17 protein-coding genes are annotated in these 18,594 nt (G+C 30.9%); 10 read left to right on the top strand and 7 right to left on the bottom strand.

Features of this window, described 5'->3' with window-relative positions; genetic code table 11:
• Positions 1-176 precede the first annotated feature (176 nt).
• Positions 177-1,175 (bottom strand): ribose utilization transcriptional repressor RbsR, encoded by a 999-nt coding sequence (gene rbsR / locus SAMSHR1132_RS01225; protein WP_042354681.1) that lies wholly within the window; start codon positions 1,173-1,175, stop codon positions 177-179.
• Positions 1,176-1,533: 358 nt separating this feature from the next.
• Here rbsR and SAMSHR1132_RS01230 point away from each other — a divergent pair, with 358 nt between their 5' ends.
• Positions 1,534-1,926, top strand: a complete 393-nt coding sequence (locus tag SAMSHR1132_RS01230; RefSeq protein ID WP_001159762.1) for a hypothetical protein — start codon at positions 1,534-1,536, stop codon at positions 1,924-1,926.
• 127 nt (positions 1,927-2,053) lie between these two features.
• Here the strand turns inward: SAMSHR1132_RS01230 and SAMSHR1132_RS01235 are convergent, their stop codons facing one another.
• Positions 2,054-3,430: an MFS transporter gene (locus tag SAMSHR1132_RS01235; RefSeq protein ID WP_001016949.1), complete on the bottom strand. Its 1,377-nt coding sequence runs from the start codon at positions 3,428-3,430 to the stop codon at positions 2,054-2,056.
• 234 nt (positions 3,431-3,664) lie between these two features.
• On the opposite strand from SAMSHR1132_RS01235, the gene SAMSHR1132_RS01240 reads away from it, so the two are divergent.
• Both SAMSHR1132_RS01240 and SAMSHR1132_RS01245 read left to right on the top strand, forming a co-directional pair.
• Positions 3,665-4,657 (top strand): choloylglycine hydrolase family protein, encoded by a 993-nt coding sequence (locus SAMSHR1132_RS01240; protein WP_000337358.1) that lies wholly within the window; start codon positions 3,665-3,667, stop codon positions 4,655-4,657.
• A gap of 303 nt (positions 4,658-4,960) precedes the next feature.
• Positions 4,961-5,923 carry a M23 family metallopeptidase gene (locus SAMSHR1132_RS01245; protein WP_000736807.1) on the top strand — a complete coding sequence of 321 codons (963 nt, stop codon included), beginning with the start codon at positions 4,961-4,963 and terminating at the stop codon, positions 5,921-5,923.
• A gap of 55 nt (positions 5,924-5,978) precedes the next feature.
• On the opposite strand, the gene SAMSHR1132_RS01250 is transcribed toward SAMSHR1132_RS01245, so the two are convergent.
• From SAMSHR1132_RS01250 to SAMSHR1132_RS01265, 4 genes are all read right to left on the bottom strand, one after another.
• Positions 5,979-6,638, bottom strand: coding sequence for an ABC transporter ATP-binding protein (locus SAMSHR1132_RS01250; RefSeq protein WP_000570083.1), 660 nt, complete (start codon positions 6,636-6,638; stop codon positions 5,979-5,981).
• Between the two features lie 13 nt (positions 6,639-6,651).
• Positions 6,652-7,572: an ABC transporter permease gene (locus SAMSHR1132_RS01255; protein WP_000806129.1), complete on the bottom strand. Its 921-nt coding sequence runs from the start codon at positions 7,570-7,572 to the stop codon at positions 6,652-6,654.
• Complete coding sequence (locus SAMSHR1132_RS01260; protein WP_000848775.1) at positions 7,569-8,735, bottom strand: ABC transporter permease; 1,167 nt, start codon at positions 8,733-8,735, stop codon at positions 7,569-7,571. Before SAMSHR1132_RS01260 ends, SAMSHR1132_RS01255 begins: the two co-directional genes overlap by 4 nt.
• A 67-nt stretch (positions 8,736-8,802) precedes the next feature.
• Positions 8,803-10,326, bottom strand: a complete 1,524-nt coding sequence (locus SAMSHR1132_RS01265; RefSeq protein ID WP_000038509.1) for a DUF6583 family protein — start codon at positions 10,324-10,326, stop codon at positions 8,803-8,805.
• Positions 10,327-10,595: 269 nt separating this feature from the next.
• Between SAMSHR1132_RS01265 and SAMSHR1132_RS01270 the strand changes: the two genes are divergently transcribed.
• Complete coding sequence (locus SAMSHR1132_RS01270; RefSeq protein WP_000403079.1) at positions 10,596-11,243, top strand: DUF5079 family protein; 648 nt, start codon at positions 10,596-10,598, stop codon at positions 11,241-11,243.
• Positions 11,244-11,276: 33 nt separating this feature from the next.
• On the top strand, positions 11,277-11,864 hold the full coding sequence (locus SAMSHR1132_RS01275; protein ID WP_000583201.1) for a DUF5080 family protein: 588 nt from the start codon (positions 11,277-11,279) through the stop codon (positions 11,862-11,864).
• Positions 11,865-12,006: 142 nt separating this feature from the next.
• On the opposite strand, the gene SAMSHR1132_RS01280 is transcribed toward SAMSHR1132_RS01275, so the two are convergent.
• Positions 12,007-12,900 (bottom strand): CHAP domain-containing protein, encoded by an 894-nt coding sequence (locus SAMSHR1132_RS01280; protein ID WP_000751194.1) that lies wholly within the window; start codon positions 12,898-12,900, stop codon positions 12,007-12,009.
• A gap of 247 nt (positions 12,901-13,147) precedes the next feature.
• Here SAMSHR1132_RS01280 and esxA point away from each other — a divergent pair, with 247 nt between their 5' ends.
• The 5 genes from esxA to essB all read left to right on the top strand — a co-directional run bounded on the left by esxA (position 13,148) and on the right by essB (position 18,573).
• Entirely contained in the window at positions 13,148-13,441 is a 294-nt protein-coding gene (gene esxA / locus SAMSHR1132_RS01285; protein ID WP_001240826.1) for a WXG100 family type VII secretion effector EsxA, read from the top strand.
• 83 nt (positions 13,442-13,524) lie between these two features.
• Positions 13,525-16,554 (top strand): type VII secretion protein EsaA, encoded by a 3,030-nt coding sequence (gene esaA, locus SAMSHR1132_RS01290; protein WP_000728925.1) that lies wholly within the window; start codon positions 13,525-13,527, stop codon positions 16,552-16,554.
• Complete coding sequence (gene essA, locus SAMSHR1132_RS01295) at positions 16,554-17,012, top strand: type VII secretion protein EssA (RefSeq protein WP_000928940.1); 459 nt, start codon at positions 16,554-16,556, stop codon at positions 17,010-17,012. The genes esaA and essA overlap by 1 nt, the downstream gene beginning before the upstream one ends.
• Positions 16,984-17,226 carry a type VII secretion protein EsaB gene (esaB, locus tag SAMSHR1132_RS01300; protein ID WP_001071606.1) on the top strand — a complete coding sequence of 81 codons (243 nt, stop codon included), beginning with the start codon at positions 16,984-16,986 and terminating at the stop codon, positions 17,224-17,226. Before essA ends, esaB begins: the two co-directional genes overlap by 29 nt.
• A gap of 12 nt (positions 17,227-17,238) precedes the next feature.
• On the top strand, positions 17,239-18,573 hold the full coding sequence (gene essB / locus SAMSHR1132_RS01305; RefSeq protein WP_000240332.1) for a type VII secretion protein EssB: 1,335 nt from the start codon (positions 17,239-17,241) through the stop codon (positions 18,571-18,573).
• Positions 18,574-18,594 lie beyond the last annotated feature (21 nt).

Raw genomic sequence — 18,594 nt, forward strand, 5'->3', positions numbered from 1 at the left:
TAACACTTTTAATTGTAAAATGCATGCGTTTTCATAAAATGTTAATAACGTTTAATTCATATTTCGAAATTTAATGAATATTGTTTAAATTTCAGAATGACTTTATAGTAAATAAAAACCCTCAACGTTAAATCAACGCTAAGGGAAAAGTGTTCAAAAATATATCGTATGTGCATTTAGTGTAAAACATTTGAAGAGGTCGTGGATCGAATTTTTAATGTCGTCGGAAGTTCAACCATTTCAATGGGTTTATCTAATTGATGTATACGTTGAAGCAATAAATTCAATGATATTTTACCAATCTCAGTAATTGGTTGAGCTATCGTAGTCAACGGTGGTGTTACATATGCTGCATAGTCGATGTCATCGTAACCTATTAGTGAGATATCTTTCGGAATATTAATTCCATGTTCAATTAAGCCACGCAAAATACCAATGGCGAGTTCATCATTAATAGCAAATATCGCAGTAGCAGGTTGAATCATAATGTCATCAACGATAGTTAGACCACCATGTTTAGATAGTTCTGTACGTATGATTTTAGGTTCGGATAATTGATATGCGCGTAAAGTATCAATGAACCCAGTTACACGTGCTGACATATTTGCCATCATGTCATATGGTGCAACAATCGTCATATTTTTGTGGCCTAATCCTATTAAATGTTGAGCTGCAAGTTGTCCGCCTTGATATTCATTTGTACGTACAAAATCTGTATAACCTTGATGGTCATTTTGATCTAGCACAACATATGGAATATGGTGCTTTTTTACATAATCATCAAGTGTATCAGGAGAAGCAATATATTGCGCAATGATTAAGCCGTCTATACCGCGATCAATTAAGTGTTTAACATTATTACATAATTCGTGTGCTGTAGAAGTTAAAAAACATAAATCGACGTCAGCTGGTTTATAATCATGGATACTTTGCATGAGTGATGAGAAAAATGGATTTGTTAAGCTCGGGAGAATGACACCGATAGTTTGAATCTTACTACCACGTAATTGTTTCGCATGTTTGTTAGGGGCATAGCCTAGACGTTCTGAAACAGTATGTACTTTTTTAATTGTAGTTGCTGAAAACCTGCTATCATTATGATTTAAAATATGTGACACAGTAGTAACTGATACGCCAGCTTCTTTAGCAACATCTTTAATTGATATCTTTTTCATCATCGATTCCTTCTCTTTATTTTGTAATTCATCTTATATATACCCAATTATTACATTAATCATATCATGAGAAAACATTCGATGACATACGTATACGTACATCGTGTATTTTCAAATAATGAGGTCAAATATAGTCTTGAAAAATGAGTTAACTTTAAATGAATTAAAAGATTAGATACATAGAAAATTCAGTATAATAGAAATGCATATAAATGTTATATCTATTGTTTGTTTATGATATTTTTTATTTTTGAAAAAAGTCTTAAAATATATAATAAAATAATGTATATTTAACTATGTAAGATGAATGTTTGGCTTTTGAAAAAGGTAGCTACAATCGAAGAGAGGATGTTTTTTAATGCAATTCAAATTAAAAGAAGAAGAGATTATTAGTTTTTTAGAATTGAAATATCCAGATAAAAAGTTCGAATATGGTCGTTTGTTAGTTGGACAACATAAACGAGATGATTTAGATGTTTATTACTTTGGTGATACGTTTTTAATGTGCACGATTATTTCATTCAAAACATTTGAAATTAAAGAAACAGTAGAATTATCATATGATGCTGTTAATCGTATTGTGTTAAAAGATGGATGGTTATTTAGAAAAATGAGAATAGAAACAATGCAAAAAGTGTTAAAATACGGTACATCTAAATTAATGTTAACTGATTTTCAAAAAGAGAATTATGATAAATATATTCAAGGTCAGAAACAACGCGTGATATTTGAAAATGGCCATTTTGTCTAACTGATAGTGAATATAATTAGAGTAAGCGAAGAACAGAGGAAAACGTTCTTCGCTTATTTTTATAGGGTTTGATACGTCTAGCTTTAAAGATATAAAGATTTATAAAAGCGTGAATCTTCTATTATATTTATGATTTAACCGTTTTTGGAATAATAATGAAGGCAGATAATGAGCCAAGGATCATCAATACAATGCTGACTATAAATGTTACGGTTGCGGCTACACTAGGTGCATAGTTAAGTTGTAGCATACTAAACACTGTTGTACTTAATGCTATACCAAAAGCACCACCTAATGTACCGCTCATTTTGTATAATCCTGTAGCCAAGCCAACTTTTTCATTTGGCATACTAAAAATTGCAATCGTAAGTCCTGGTGTTGCTACTAAACCATTACCTATCGCACATATGACGAAACCAATGACAACTGCCATGACATATTGTGATGCGGATAATTGAGTCATACTAATAACAGTGATGCCGATGACTGGGAACAATGGGCCAATGATGAGCATCAACTTGCCACCGAAGCGTAACGTTGCCTTTTCACCTAATCGAATCATCGCAATGGCTACAATGGCATAAGGTAATGTAACTAAACCAGATTGAGCAGCAGATAATCCAAGGTGAGTTTGTGCATATATAAAGAAGACAACCGTTACACCGAGACCACTGTTTAAAACAAAGTTATTTAAAAAAGCACCAATAAATGGACGGTTACGAAATACTGCGAAATCAATAAATGGTGCTGTAAGACGGCGTTCAATGATAATAAATATAATTGTAGAGATAATAAATGTACTAAGACAAATATATGAAAACTTACTAAACCAACCTTGTTCAAAACCTTGTGTTAATAGCAATGTGAAGCTTCCAATCATTACAGCAAAAACTGTCATACCCTTATAATCAAAAGGATGATGAGTACGATGTTGTCTTACTTTTTCTGACGTCCCTTTAAGAAGTAGTATGGCGATTAAAGCTATTACGATACTTATAATGAAATTAGTTTGCCATCCGAAATTTGTGGCAATTAAACCGCCAATGACACCTGCTAGGCCGATACCACCCACGGTACTAATCATTAAGTAACTAATGGCACGTCTTAAATGATCACCGTTAAATTGATGATTTAAAACACCTACCGTTGAAGGTAATAAGATAGCTGCTGATAAACCTTGTAAAATTCTACCTAAAATTAAAAGAGCGGTTATGTCCGAAATAATTAACAGAATAGAACCGATAATGCTGGCTATGAGTCCAATGTATGTCATTTTTAATTGTCCTATTTTATCAGCTATGTCACCCGCGGCTACCATAAAAATGCCAGTTGCAAAAGACGTTAAACTAATCGATAAATTTAAAATGGCAGGTGACGTATGATACGTTTGACCAACAAGTGGTCCTATATTAATAAATGATTGTGCAAACAACCAGTATGTTAATGCAGATAACATAATTGCAATAATAATATGACTGCGTGTTGAAGATTGTGTGTGATTCACAGATGTCACTCCTTGTAAAAATTAAGTATAGAAAGTCATGCTCCTAAGTTTGGAAATGTGAATTTGAATGTTCACTTACGGTTAAGTCATGATTTCCTTTCATATCATACCACAGTTATTGAGAATGAATATCAATTAATTGCTTATAGTCATATTTTTTTATAGTATGTTTAGATGAAGTAGCGTTATTTGAAGGCATTTTAAGTAAACAACGATAATAGAGGAGTGAATATAATGTGTACAGGGTTCACAATACAAACATTAAATAATGAAATAATTCTTGGTCGTACAATGGATTACGATTATCCGTTAGATGGTTCGCCAGCAGTGACACCTAGAAATTACCATTGGACATCACGTACAGGAACAACAGGTCAAACTAAATTTGGCTTTATTGGTACTGGGACAGATATGGAAGGTTTTATTTATGGTGATGGAGTTAATGAGCATGGCGTTGCGATTTCAACGCAGTATTTCCGAGGTTATAGTTCATATGCTTCCGCTCATAAAACAGGAGCGATGAATATTACACAAAATGAAATTGTGACATGGATTTTAGGATATACAGCGAGCATTGAAGATATTAAACAACAAGCACCTCAAATTAATGTCGTCGCAGTTTATTTAAATGATATTGGTGAAGTACCCCCGTTACATTATCATGTTTCCGATAAAACAGGACGCTCAGTCGAAGTGTCATTTGAAAATGGTGAGGTAGTTATAACGGATAATCCGATTGGTGTACTAACAAATCATCCAGATTTAGCATGGCATTATAGTAATTTAAGACAATATATTAATGTTTCTCCTTTTCCCTCTTCATCAAAACTATTGGAAGATGTAATGATTGAACCTTTAGGTAATGAATCAGGCACATTTGGATTGCCAGGTGGGTTTACGTCCACAGAGCGTTTTGTGCGTATGGCATTTATGAAGTCACATATTTCTCAGAATAATGATAAAGAGATGGATTTAATGAATGCATTTTATTTATTAGATGCAGTTAACATTCCCATAGGCATTGTACGTCCACATGATGCTGATAGTCATTATACAATGTATCAAACGGTCATAAATTTAACTACAAAGACGTTGTACATTAAATATTATGGAAGTAATGAAATTGTAGAACTTAAACTTACGGATGATTTAATTCACAAAGAGGATATGACAATTTTTAAGCCAGAAACTCATTTAATTGTAAAAAAGTTAAATGAAGATTATTAAGTGAAATATAACAATTTGGCTTTTTGCAAATTTGAAGTAAATATTGCTTTATACATAAGCGTATGATGATATCAATGTCCTTACGCTTATTTTTGTGCAATTTAGAAGTAAAGATATGTCATTTTATTATCATTACGTATATTTTTTGTAATAGTATTTCAATGAGTTTGGCAAAACATTTCTATAATATTAAAAAGTTTGAAAATGTGATTTAAACACTTTACTAGGTGGTTTGATTATTTTAGTATGTGCATTACAGTTTATTGAAAACTAACATTAACTTTAATGGAGGATGTTTTATACATGAAAAAATTAACGGCAGCAGCAGTAGCAACGATGGGCTTCGCTACATTTACAATGGCACATCAAGCAGACGCAGCAGAAACGACGAATACGCAACAAGCACATACACAAATGTCAACACAATCACAAGACGTATCTTATGGTACTTATTATACAATTGATTCTAATGGGAATTATCATCACACGCCAGATGGTAACTGGAATCAAGCAATGTTTGATAATAAAGAATATAGCTATACATTAGTAGACGCACAAGGACATACACATTACTTTTATAACTGTTATCCAAACGATGCAGATGCTAACGGAAGCGGTCAAACATATGTAAAACCTTTAACTGCAGGAGATAACAATGACTATACAACGAGTCAAAGTCAACAACATATTAATCAATATGGTTATAAAGCAAATGTAGGGCCAGATGCGAGTTATTATTCACAGAACAATAATGGTCAATCATATACGCGTCATGATGGAAATGGAGAAGTCAATTATCCAAATGGCACATCTAATCAAACAACAAACCAAAATGGTGAATCAGCTAGTAAAGCGACAGCAACTGGAAATGCCTCAGATGCAAGTTGGCTAACTAGCCATAAACAATTACAACCGTATGGTCAATATCATGGTGGTGGCGCGCACTACGGTGTCGATTATGCAATGCCTGAAAATTCACCTGTATACTCACTGACTGATGGTACAGTAGTACAAGCAGGCTGGAGTAATTATGGTGGTGGTAATCAAGTAACGATTAAAGAAGCGAACAGTAATAACTACCAATGGTATATGCATAACAATCGTTTAACTGTGTCAGCTGGTGATAAAGTAAAAGCTGGCGATCAAATTGCATATTCAGGTAGTACAGGTAATTCAACAGCGCCTCACGTACACTTCCAACGTATGTCTGGTGGCATTGGTAATCAATATGCAGTAGACCCAACATCATACTTACAAAGTAGATAATACAACAAATCCCAAGATACAACATTTGTATGGTTGTAACTTGGGATTTTTAATTTTAATAATAGGTATATGCCCAGTGTTTATCATCTAAGACATGTCGATAAAATGGATCTTGACCGATTAATTTGATTTCATCAGCAAGTGCTTCCACTTCATCTAAATGATGTGTTGTTAATATAATTAAGCATTTAGATTTCATAATGTTAAGTAGTTGATGAATATCATGTCTAGATTTTAAATCAATACCAACCGTAGGCTCATCTAAAATAAGAATTCGTGGTTGTCCTAATAATCCGACTAATATATTAATTTTACGTTTGTTTCCACCAGATAGTGTAGATACTTTTACAGATGTATCGTCAAAGTTTAATTGTTGTAAATATTCATTGATTGTTGCATCAGAGATAGGTGTTTTACAGAGTGATTTAAAGAACTTAATATTTTCAGCAACTGTCATATGCTCAAATAATGCAATATCTTGAGGAACATAACCGATATGATTTTGAATTTGTCTTTGATTCCATTTTTCACCAAAATAGGTGATGTTGCCATTGTTAGCTTTTTCAATACCAGCAATCATACGAAGTAACGTTGATTTTCCCGCGCCATTATCACCGAGTAAAATCGTTAAGCGGTTGCTATCAAATGACATGGATAAGTGGTGGAAAATCTGTTTATTGCGGTATCGCTTTGTAAGATTATTGATTTCTATCATTAGATACGCTCCTTTACATGAAAATGGTCAAATATACGATGCTCATAGCAAATGCATATATAAATGTCATAAATAGACGATGACTTAATGTTTGAATATGGAATAAGATAAAAACAATACCAATTTCGTAAACTAATATAAGTAATAGTGATTTCAAGTAAAATACTAAGGTGAGTGGTTGTGACATGTATAAACTAACTGCCCATAATAGCAACAATAACAAGGTACTATGTGTTAGTACATAGGTGCTATATAGCTTTAAACGACTTAAATGATATTGTGATAATCGTTGCAATGCTGCTTGTTGATTTAATCGATAGTGAAGTACAACTTGAACAGCACTTACACATAAAATTACAGCAAATATTAAGCTGATTGAAATGGAGTGTTGTGCTTGATGTGTAAGTGAAACAAATTTAATTTTAGAGTCTGGTGTATGTTTATAGTACGATTCATTGATATCTGTTATAGAATGATGTTGTTTCATATCGTCGAGATGTTCATAAATGATATTTGGTATTTGTTGTTGATACAATGAACTACTAACAATCTCTACAGCAATGCTACCGATAAAATCATCTCTACCATATAATTGTATGACTTCTTTTAAACGATTCTCTTTTAACTTTTTAGAGAACCCTTTAGGAATTTGCATACTCAAAATAGATTCCTTTTTAGTGACATCATCTTCAATATAACCTTCATTTTCATCAACTGTTTTAATGATTACATAATTAGATTTTTTAATTTTATTAATTAACGATTTTGATGCATTAGTTTGGTCTAAATCTTGAATGGTGATAGGAATTTTAAAATTTTCATGCGCTGCACGATAACCAAGACCGCATAGAAAAAGAGTGATTAATATGATTGCAACTAGCATGATGTATTGCAGCCATTGTTTTAACACAACAAGTTGGATATAAGGTTTCATCTGCGATACCTCCAAACTAATACAACTAAGTTAATAATAATCAACGTAATAATACTTATGTAGAAACTAGGGTGTAAATCTAAAATATAGTTGTTTAAAATAATTTCTAACAATTGATTCGTAACAATAGCAAATGGTTGAATAGTAAAAATGCCGTTTGCTACGTGCTGTAGAAAAATAGTAGGTATAGTCATGCCAGATAGCATCAAAACTATAATAGCTAATATGATCTTACAAATACTATTGAGTAAATAGGTTGTTAAGAGTTCGATTAACAGTAAACACAGTACTAAAAAGGTAACATAATAGCTTAAATGAATGGCTAACGTTGGCCAATTATATAGTTCGAACGTATTTGGAATATGATACAAAATCCAAATTAAGCCGAGTATGCTCCATAGCATCGTATATATCCATGTAATAAGCGCACGAATGATTAACAAACGCTCTTTAGCAAAATGAAACATTTTCAAACGCTCTTTAAGTACAGTATCTTGGTTCATTTTTAAAACTGTAAATAAAGATAGTGCAAAGATAAATATCGTTGCTAAAAATCCGGTAATTGCATAGTAACTTGCCGTTTCATATAAATGGATAGGTTCTAAGTTGAATGCGCCTGAACGGTTTAATCCCGTAATCAGCAAATCTGTCATGACATTTATACTGTCAGAATGTGATGCTTTCGGTGCTAAGTCTTGAAAAGCTAAAATACCACCCATCGATAGCATAAGACGTTGATAAACAGAATCTGTTAACTGTGACAACACAACACTCTTCATTGATTGTTGATCGTATGTATATACTGAAATTGGTAATTGACCTTGTTTATAAAAGGCCTTTGTCATACCTTTATCAAAGACAAAGTAGCCTTGAAGTTTCTGCTGTTTTAGCAAATCATGTGCTTTCTTTTCATCATAAGCTTTAATACTCACATTTTTTCCTAGGTTACTCCCTTTACCAATAGAGTTTAAGATTAATTTCGTTTCACTAGATTGATCTTTATCCACGACACCTATATTAAAATGGTTGTCATCTTCTGTTACATGTTGAATGGTCGTTAATGTAATGAGAAGTGCCGCTAAGATAAATAGTAAGTAAATAATTAAATACCACTTTTTCAATAAAAAAGAGTGGTAGATACGAAACAAATGTATTGTTTTCATTTAACCACTCCTCCAATGATAAGATTGAAAGGCAAAATGACCTTCCAATCTTATTTTTATATTTTAGTTATTTAGATGTCTTTTTTAAAATTGATTCAAACATTTTACCGCCATTTTTCTCGATTTCTTTTTCAAGTTTTTCGCGGTCTTTTGAAGATAAACTATTGAAGTCTTTAGCACCACTAGCATCAAAATCAATATCTGTTTTTAATTTTGTGTTAGATTTTAAGATAAAGTTAATAGGTTCTTCAGCAAATTTGATACCAATATTTAATGTAGATTTCTGAGTATTATTTTTAACATCAGAATCTATATTATTTTCAAACGTAATTTCATTTTCATCGCTATATTTATCCATTGCAAAAGTGATTTTACCTTTATCTTGACGTTTTGTGCCGTCAACTTTTTCTTGGTTATCTAATGTGACTTTTGATTCATCATATTCTGTCTTTTTAGCTAATTCGTATTTATCATTATATTTATTATCTTTTTCTTTAGAAGATACGCCTTTAATTGTATATTTTGATTCATCATACGAGTACTTATCTTGGTCGAAGTTAATTGCATAATCCACTTTTAATTTATCGTCTTCTAAAGTGTTAGTACCTTTGATTTTAGTTTTATGATTTTCTTTGTCTGTAATTGTAATTTCTCTTTTTACAATTGTATGTTTTTCTGTATAAATTTTAGATTGAATTTTAGCAAATTCATCTGTTTTAGTTTCTTTGATATTGTCAATTGCTTTTTTGATCTCTTTATCAAAGTCTTTTTTAGTACCTTGTTTTTCAACTAATTTTTTAATATCTTTATCTTTTTTAGCTTCTTCTAATACAGCTAATGTAATTTTTTTAGTGTCTGCTCTGCTAAGTGTTAATGTGACAGGTCTAACTTTGTGCTTTTCGCCATTAATCTTAATTTCTTCTTTTTTGCCTTTTTCAAAATTGTCGTCTTTTAATTTGTCGACAATAAGTTCTGAGTATTTTTCAGCAATCTTTTCGTAGTCACTTTGTTGCGTTTGAGCATTACTAAAAATACTATTTAAGTTTAATTGTTGATTTGTAATACCATTTTCTTTTGCTGTTTCTTCATCTTCACCTGTAAGTTTTGCATAAGTTGATAGTAAATCAGAATTATCAATACTATATTTCCTTTTAAATAAAGGTGATTCAAAATAGTGCTTATCTTTATCTGCGGCTAACTGGAATTTCCCTAATTCAGTGTCTGCTAATGTTGGCTCAAGATTAATCATTGATTTCTCTTTTTTAGGATCATAGCCATACGACATTTTAATTTTAGAAGCATTAACAACAGATTTTGGAATATCAAGATTTTTAGTGAGATCATCTGATGCATCTGCACTTAGTTCTAATGAAGATAAAAATGAATTATCTTTCATTTTTTCTTGGAATTTCACTTCATTTTCGAAGCGATCATTGAAATAATCTTTATACATTTTTGCTGTTTGTTGTTCACTTTTTAGGTATGTATTTTTCGGTGTATTAGCAAAAAATGCATAAACTCCCCACGCAATTCCACCTATTAATAATAAGACAATAATAATAGGAATTATAATTTTTAGTTTTTTAGACATTTTGTTTCCTCCCAATTATTTATGAGTTAATCATATCAGAACAATACATTTTATTAAATGGTTTATTTTAAATTTTGTTTAAATTAATAGAATTTTAGTTATAATAATGTTTAATAAGTTATTGAAAATCTAATAAACTACAAAAAATAGTTTGATTACATAATGATTTTTGAAATGTGTTGATTAACTTGCTAAGAAACATTTTATTTACGAAGAAGATTTATTTAACTTATTGAAAATATTGAAGATATATTGGGGGGATTAGTGTAATGGAGATAAAGGAAATTGTAGCAAATATAAAAAGGCCTTACTTAACAACTTTTGTAATATTTACGATTTTGCTCTCATTGTTTTTTGATGCGATTATGTTTTTCAATAGTAAACTTTATGATAAGTTGCCATTATATTTAGTCGTATTTTTAATTTTTGCAATAGTAGTGTCAATTTTACTGTATTTACAAGAAAAAAGTGAGAAGGTAAAAGTTGAGAAAAAGTATGTGATTTGGTATATGACACTAAATGTTATAACTGGTTATTCAATGCCATTATTTATTGCTTCTACTTATGTTGTTGGTGCAGCAGTAAATGATATAGATGTGTTTTATTATTGGTGCGGAGTAGCTTTGATGCTATTTATTTCTTGGTTAGGTTTATTTTTATTTTACAAAAATGAATTTGATAGTGAAAATCCTAATCCTGCAGTTAACTTTATAGCAATTATTATAAAATTATTTGCTTTAGCAACTTTATTTTATATAAGTAAGGTTGCGCCTAGTATTGCGGATGAAAAGAACTTTATATTTATAAGTATACTAATAAATTTAGGTGTTGATGCTCTACTTGTTAGGTCATATTTTAATTACGCGTTATACAAGAGTATTAAGAAAGATATCGAAAATGAAGGTAAGACAATGTAAAGGAAAGATATAAAAAATAATAGGAGTTTAACCATGATAATTTTTATTTTAATAACAATATTTGCTATTTATTATATAGCTATGATTGCTAGTTTGTTTAAGAGTGAAGGATTTTCAATAATAGGTTTAATATTAGATGTTGTTATAATGGGGACGTTGATTTTTTACTATTTTATAGGCGCTCGCTTTGTTGATAATGATTTAAGTAACTTTTTAATGTTCATGGATATTGGATCATATATTTTTATGTACCTTGCAATTAAGTGTTTATGGGTGAAACCTAAGGTAGTAAATTATTTGATTGCAAAAGAATTGGATGAATCTAAAGAGGTCATTGAAGAGCAGGAATTAGATTTACAGACATCAAAGATAAGAGGTATCTACTTTTTCATTATTGCAGTAGTGATGTTAATTATCGCTAAATTAAGGATGCAACCAGAATTACAAGCAGATGCGGTATCAATGAATCCAGTTTTTATTTTTATAGGTGTTATTATCATTTTAATTTGGCTAATACTAGATATATATCGTAAGAAGAAATACGGTATATTCTTATTCAAGACGATAGTGCCATTAGTTGTTACGACATGGATTATTATCGCTACAATTATACTTTCATAAACGATATTGATTAATAGGGAATTCAGAAAATATTTCTTTGTAACTTTATAATCGAATATCATACAAAATAAAGCGACCAATTTTGCAGTGTTACGAATTGTAAACTGCAAACTGGTCGCTTTTTATTGATGTCATTATTAATTTAATGAATGTAATTATATGATGACACTTCTGAAGCAGAAATGGTTCTTGATGAAACGATATATTCACCAACCCAGTTCATCTCGGAAATTAAAATACTACCATCAATATTTACTTTCTCTACGTAAGCAACGTGACCAAAGGGGCCATTTACAGTTTGTAAAATAGAGCCTCTTGTAGGATGTCTATCTACTTTAAAGCCATTGCTAGCAGCTTGACCTGCCCAGTTTTTGGCGTCTCCCCAAAATGTACTAATTGTATGCCCTTCTTTTGCACGTTTATCAAAGACATACCATGTGCATTGTCCAGCAGTATATAAGTTGTTTTTGCTTGTAAACAAAGGTTGATCAATGATTTTACCATTTCCTAACGCTAAAGGTTTACCATCTGCAGTCTTTGCTTTGTCATTAAATTCAGCAATTTGTAATTCGTCATACAATTCATCTAAGTCGATTCCTGTAATGAGTCCTTTTTTGTCTTTTGAAAATGCATTATTTAATTCATCATCGCTACTGTCAAAATTCGGTGTTGCAGGTGTCAATGGATTGCTTGGTGGCGTTTGAGGCGGTGTGTGTGAATCAATTGCATCGTTAATGTTAGTGTACTGATCACTCAATGGTGAATGGTACTGATTAGTATTATGGTCACGCTGATTTGTGCGTTGATTATTCTCAGATGTACGTGACTGTGATTGTTGATTACTATTTGGCATATTATTTTTGTCGTAAGTGTATGTATATGTGCCATTGTCTTTATTCACTTTAAATTGTGCATTTGGGTGGGCTTTTTGTGCTTCTTCTAGTGTTTGATTGTCATTCGTAGTAGCTATAGCCGAATGGGGCAATATACTAAAAAAAGCAAGAGTTGTCATAGTCAGTAAAATTGTTTTCTTCATAATAACCATATAATCCTTTATGTATTTAATTTAATTTTAGTATACACATTTATATTACAAAAATGAATGGTTAATTAAAAATATATGGGTATATTCAATATATTTATTTAAAAAAAGCTAAAAATACTTAAAAAACTATATACATATACTAATAATTTATATATTATTTGAGTAAGGAACACTTTTCTAAATAATAGTGTCCCTAAAAAGTTTTGATAAACTTAAAATATTCAGGAGGTTTCTAGTTATGGCAATGATTAAGATGAGTCCAGAGGAAATCAGAGCAAAATCACAATCTTACGGGCAAGGTTCAGACCAAATCCGTCAAATTTTATCTGATTTAACACGTGCACAAGGTGAAATTGCAGCAAACTGGGAAGGTCAAGCTTTCAGTCGTTTCGAAGAGCAATTCCAACAATTAAGTCCTAAAGTAGAAAAATTCGCTCAATTGTTAGAAGAAATCAAACAACAATTGAATAGCACTGCTGACGCTGTTCAAGAACAAGACCAACAACTTTCTAATAATTTCGGTTTGCAATAAGCATTCTGGAATTGGCAAAGTCACACTCAATGATGTGGCTTTGCCTATCATTTTTTTAAGAATATAACTGAAAGGAAATAAGCATGAAAAAGAAAAATTGGATTTATGCATTAATTGTCACTTTAATTATTATAATTGCCATAGTTAGTATGATATTTTTTGTTCAAACAAAATATGGAGATCAATCTGAAAAAGAATCTCACAATGTAAGTAATAAAAATAATAAAATACATATCGCAATTGTTAACGAGGATCAACCAACTACATACAACGGTAAAAAGGTTGAGTTGGGTCAAGCATTTATAAAAAGGTTAGCAAATGAGAAAAACTATAAATTTGAAACAGTAACGAGAAACGTTGCCGAGTCAGGCTTAAAAAATGGTGGATACCAAGTCATGATTGTTATTCCTGAAAACTTTTCAAAATTGGCAATGCAATTAGACGCTAAAACACCATCGAAAATATCATTACAGTATAAAACAGCTGTAGGACAAAAAGAAGAAGTAGCAAAAAATACAGAAAAAGTTGTAAGTAATGTACTTAACGACTTTAACAAAAACTTAGTCGAAATTTATTTAACGAGTATTATTGATAATTTACATAATGCACAAAAGAATGTTGGCGCTATTATGACACGTGAACATGGTGTGAATAGTAAGTTCTCGAATTACTTATTAAATCCAATTAACGACTTTCCGGAATTATTTACAGATACGCTTGTAAATTCAATTTCTGCCAATAAAGACATTACAAAATGGTATCAAACATACAATAAATCGTTATTAAGTGCGAATTCAGATACGTTCAGAGTAAACACAGATTATAATGTTTCGAACTTAATTGAAAAGCAAAGTTCACTATTCGATGAACAGAATACAGCGATGGATAAGGTTTTACAAGATTATAAGTCGCAAAAAAATAGTGTAGAACTTGATAACTATATTAATGCGTTGAAACAGATGGATAGTCAAATTGATCAACAATCTAATATGCAAGATACAGGTAAAGAAGAATATAAACAAACAGTTAAGGAAAATTTAGATAGATTAAGAGATATCATCAAGTCACAAGAATCTCCATTTTCAAAAGGGATGATTGAAGATTATCGTAAGCAATTAACTGAATCATTACAAGATGAACTTGCGAATAACAAAGACTTACAAGATGCGCTAAACAGTATTAAAATGAACAATGCTCAATTTGCTGAAAACTTAGAGAAACAACTTCATGATGATATCGTTAAAGAACCTGATACAGATACAACATTTATCTATAACATGTCTAAACAAGACTTTATAGCCGCAGGTTTAAATGATGATGAAGCTAATAAATATGAAGCAATTGTTAAAGAAGCTAAACGTTATAAAAACGAATATAATTTGAAAAAACCGTTAGCAGAACACATTAATTTAACAGATTATGACAACCAAGTTGCGCAAGATACAAGTAGTTTGATTAATGATGGTGTCAAAATTCAACGAACTGAAACAATTAAAAGTAATGATATTAATCAATTAACTGTTGCAACTGATCCTAATTTTAATTTTGAAGGTGAAATTAAAATAAATGGTAAAAAGTATGATATTAAAGATCAAAGCGTACAACTTGATACATCAAATAAAGATTATAAAGTTGAAGTTAATGGTGTCGCTAAATTGAAAAAAGATGCTGAAAAAGATTTCTTAAAAGATAAAACAATGCATTTACAATTATTATTCGGACAAGCAAATCGTCAAGATGAACCGAATGATAAAAAATCAACGAGTGTTGTGGACGTAACATTGAATCATAACCTTGATGGTCGCTTATCGAAAGATGCATTAAGTCAGCAATTGAGTGCATTATCTAGATTCGATGCACATTATAAAATGTACACAGATACAAAAGGTAGAGAAGATAAACCATTCGATAATAAACGTTTAATTGATATGATGGTTGACCAAGTTGTTAATGACATGGAAAGCTTCAAAGACGACAAAGTAGCTGTGTTACATCAAATCGACACTATGGAAGACAATTCAGACAAACTGATTGATGACATTTTAAATAACAAAAAGAATACAACAAAAAATAAAGAAGATATTTCTAAACTGGTTGATCAGTTAGAAAACGTTAAAAAGACATTTGCTGAAGAACCACAAGAACCAAAAATTGACAAAGGCAAAAATGATGAATTTAATACAATGTCTTCTAACTTAGATAAAGAAATTAGTAGAATTTCTGAAAAGAGTACGCAGTTGTTATCTGATACCCAGGAGTCAAAATCAATTGCAGATTCAGTTAGTGGACAATTAAATCAATTAGATAATAATGTGAATAAACTGCATGCGACAGGTCGCGCATTAGGTGTAAGAGCGAATGACTTGAACCGTCAAATGGCTAAGAACGATAAAGATAATGAGTTGTTCGCTAAAGAATTCAAAAAAGTATTACAAAATTCTAAAGATGGTGACAGACAAAACCAAGCATTAAAAGCATTTATGAGTAATCCAGTTCAAAAGAAAAACTTAGAAAATGTACTAGCAAATAATGGTAATACAGATGTAATTTCACCAACATTATTTGTATTGTTGATGTATTTACTATCAATGATTACGGCATATATTTTCTATAGTTATGAACGTGCTAAAGGGCAAATGAATTTCATCAAAGATGATTACAGTAGTAAAAACAATCTTTGGAATAATGCAATTACGTCTGGTGTTATTGGTGCAACTGGTTTAGTAGAAGGATTAATTGTCGGTTTAATTGCAATGAGTAAGTTCCATGTATTAGCTGGCTATAGAATGAAATTCATCTTAATGGTGATTTTAACAATGATGGTCTTTGTACTCATCAATACGTATTTATTACGACAAGTTAAATCAATTGGTATGTTCTTAATGGTTGCTACATTAGGCTTATACTTTGTAGCTATGAATAATTTAAAAGCATCTGGTCAAGGTGTTACTAATAAAATTTCACCATTATCTTATATTGATAATATGTTCTTCAATTATTTAAATGCAGAACATCCAATAGGTTTAGCGTTAGTAATATTGACGTTAATCGTAATTATTGGATTTGTACTGAACATGTTTATAAAACACTTTAAGAAAGAGAGATTAATCTAATGTTGATGAATAGCGTGATTGCTTTAACTTTTTTAACAGCATCTAGCAATAATGGCGGACTTAATATTGATGTGCAACAAGAAGAGGAAAAGCGAATCAATAATGATTTAAATCAATATGATACAACGCTATTTAATAAAGATAGTAAAGAAGTCAACGATGCGATTGCTAGACAGAAAAAAGAACGACAACAACAAATAAAAAATGATATGTTTCATAATCAAGCGAGTCACTCGACTCGCTTGAATGAAACTAAAAAAGTGTTATTTTCCAAATCTAACTTAGAAAAGACTTCGGAGAGTGATAAAAGCCCCTATATTCAAAACAAGCAGGAGAAAAAAATATTCCCGTACATTTTGATGTCTGTAGGGGCTTTTTTGACTTTAGGATTTGTCATTTTTTCAATTCATAAAGGGAGACGAACGAAAAATGAATCAGCACGTAAAAGTAACATTTGATTTTACTAATTATAATTACGGCACATATGACCTAGCTGTACCGGCATATTTACCGATTAAGAACTTAATAGCTTTAGTATTGGATAGTTTGGACATTTCAATATTTGATGTCAATACACAAATTAAAGTGATGACGAAAGGTCAATTACTTGTTGAAAATGATCGACTCATTGATTATCAAATCGCTGATGGAGATATTTTGAAGTTACTATAGGAGGAAAAATAGATGGTTAAAAATCATGACCCTAAAAATGAAATGCAAGATATGTTAACACCTTTAGATGCCGAAGAAGCAGCTAAAACAAAATTACGCCTAGATATGAGAGAGATTCCTAAGTCTTCAATTAAGCCAGAACATTTTCATTTAATGTACTTATTAGAACAACATTCTCCATATTTTTTAGATGCTGAACTAACAGAGCTGCGTGACAGTTTCCAAATACATTATGACATTACTGACAACCACACACCTTTTGATGATATTAAGTCATTTACTAAAAATGAAAAATTACGTTACTTACTCAATATCAAAAATTTAGAAGAAGTAAATCGCACACGCTACACATTTGTGTTGGCGCCGGATGAATTATTTTTTACAAGAGATGGACTGCCGATTGCTAAAACGAGAGGGTTACAAAATGTTGTTGATCCTTTGCCAATGTCAGAAGCTGAATTTTTAACAAGATATAAAGCACTGGTGATTTGTGCATTCAATGAGAAACAGTCATTTGATGCTTTAGTTGAAGGGAATTTAGAACTACATAAAGGAACGCCATTTGAAACTAAAGTTATTGAAGCGGCAACATTAGAATTACTAACGACATTTTTAGATGAACAATATCAGAAACAAGAAAAAGATTATAGTGAAAATTATGCATATGTTCGTAAAGTAGGGCATACCGTTTTCAAATGGGTTGCTATCGGTATGACAACGTTAAGTGTGTTATTAATTGCATTTTTAGCCTTTTTATATTTTTCGGTAATGAAGCATAATGAGCGCATTGAAAAAGGATACCAAGCATTTGTGAAGGATGATTATACACAAGTACTAAATACGTATGATGATTTAGATGGTAAAAAATTAGACAAAGAAGCGCTTTACATTTATGCCAAAAGTTATATCCAAACGAACAAACAAGGTTTAGAAAAAGATAAGAAAGAAAACTTGCTTAATAATGTGACGCCAAATTCGAACAAAGATTACTTATTATATTGGATGGAATTAGGACAAGGACATCTTGATGAAGCGATTGACATTGCAACTTATTTAGATGATAACGATATTACAAAATTAGCGTTGATTAATAAATTAAATGAGATTAAAAATAACGGAGATTTATCGAATGATAAACGTTCTGAAGAAACGAAAAAGTATAACGATAAATTGCAAGATATTTTAGATAAAGAAAAGCAAGTTAAAGATGAAAAAGCGAAATCTGAAGAAGAGAAAGCAAAAGCGAAAGATGAAAAATTAAAACAACAAGAAGAGAACGAAAAGAAGCAAAAAGAACAAGCGCAAAAAGATAAGGAAAAACGTCAAGAAGCTGAAAGAAAAAAATAGTATAGGACTGAGGCAAAGACA

Source organism: Staphylococcus argenteus (assembly GCF_000236925.1).
Lineage (GTDB): Bacteria > Bacillota > Bacilli > Staphylococcales > Staphylococcaceae > Staphylococcus > Staphylococcus argenteus.

Excerpts from the sequence above, each read along its gene's own strand:
- rbsR (WP_042354681.1), bottom strand. The coding sequence starts at position 1,175 with ATGAAAAAGATATCAATTAAAGATGTTGCTAAAGAAGCTGGCGTATCA.
- SAMSHR1132_RS01230 (WP_001159762.1), top strand. The coding sequence starts at position 1,534 with ATGCAATTCAAATTAAAAGAAGAAGAGATTATTAGTTTTTTAGAATTG.
- SAMSHR1132_RS01240 (WP_000337358.1), top strand. The coding sequence starts at position 3,665 with ATGTGTACAGGGTTCACAATACAAACATTAAATAATGAAATAATTCTT.
- SAMSHR1132_RS01245 (WP_000736807.1), top strand. The coding sequence starts at position 4,961 with ATGAAAAAATTAACGGCAGCAGCAGTAGCAACGATGGGCTTCGCTACA.
- SAMSHR1132_RS01250 (WP_000570083.1), bottom strand. The coding sequence starts at position 6,638 with ATGATAGAAATCAATAATCTTACAAAGCGATACCGCAATAAACAGATT.
- SAMSHR1132_RS01255 (WP_000806129.1), bottom strand. The coding sequence starts at position 7,572 with ATGAAACCTTATATCCAACTTGTTGTGTTAAAACAATGGCTGCAATAC.
- SAMSHR1132_RS01260 (WP_000848775.1), bottom strand. The coding sequence starts at position 8,735 with ATGAAAACAATACATTTGTTTCGTATCTACCACTCTTTTTTATTGAAA.
- SAMSHR1132_RS01265 (WP_000038509.1), bottom strand. The coding sequence starts at position 10,326 with ATGTCTAAAAAACTAAAAATTATAATTCCTATTATTATTGTCTTATTA.
- SAMSHR1132_RS01270 (WP_000403079.1), top strand. The coding sequence starts at position 10,596 with ATGGAGATAAAGGAAATTGTAGCAAATATAAAAAGGCCTTACTTAACA.
- SAMSHR1132_RS01275 (WP_000583201.1), top strand. The coding sequence starts at position 11,277 with ATGATAATTTTTATTTTAATAACAATATTTGCTATTTATTATATAGCT.
- SAMSHR1132_RS01280 (WP_000751194.1), bottom strand. The coding sequence starts at position 12,900 with ATGAAGAAAACAATTTTACTGACTATGACAACTCTTGCTTTTTTTAGT.
- esxA (WP_001240826.1), top strand. The coding sequence starts at position 13,148 with ATGGCAATGATTAAGATGAGTCCAGAGGAAATCAGAGCAAAATCACAA.
- esaA (WP_000728925.1), top strand. The coding sequence starts at position 13,525 with ATGAAAAAGAAAAATTGGATTTATGCATTAATTGTCACTTTAATTATT.
- essA (WP_000928940.1), top strand. The coding sequence starts at position 16,554 with ATGTTGATGAATAGCGTGATTGCTTTAACTTTTTTAACAGCATCTAGC.
- esaB (WP_001071606.1), top strand. The coding sequence starts at position 16,984 with ATGAATCAGCACGTAAAAGTAACATTTGATTTTACTAATTATAATTAC.
- essB (WP_000240332.1), top strand. The coding sequence starts at position 17,239 with ATGGTTAAAAATCATGACCCTAAAAATGAAATGCAAGATATGTTAACA.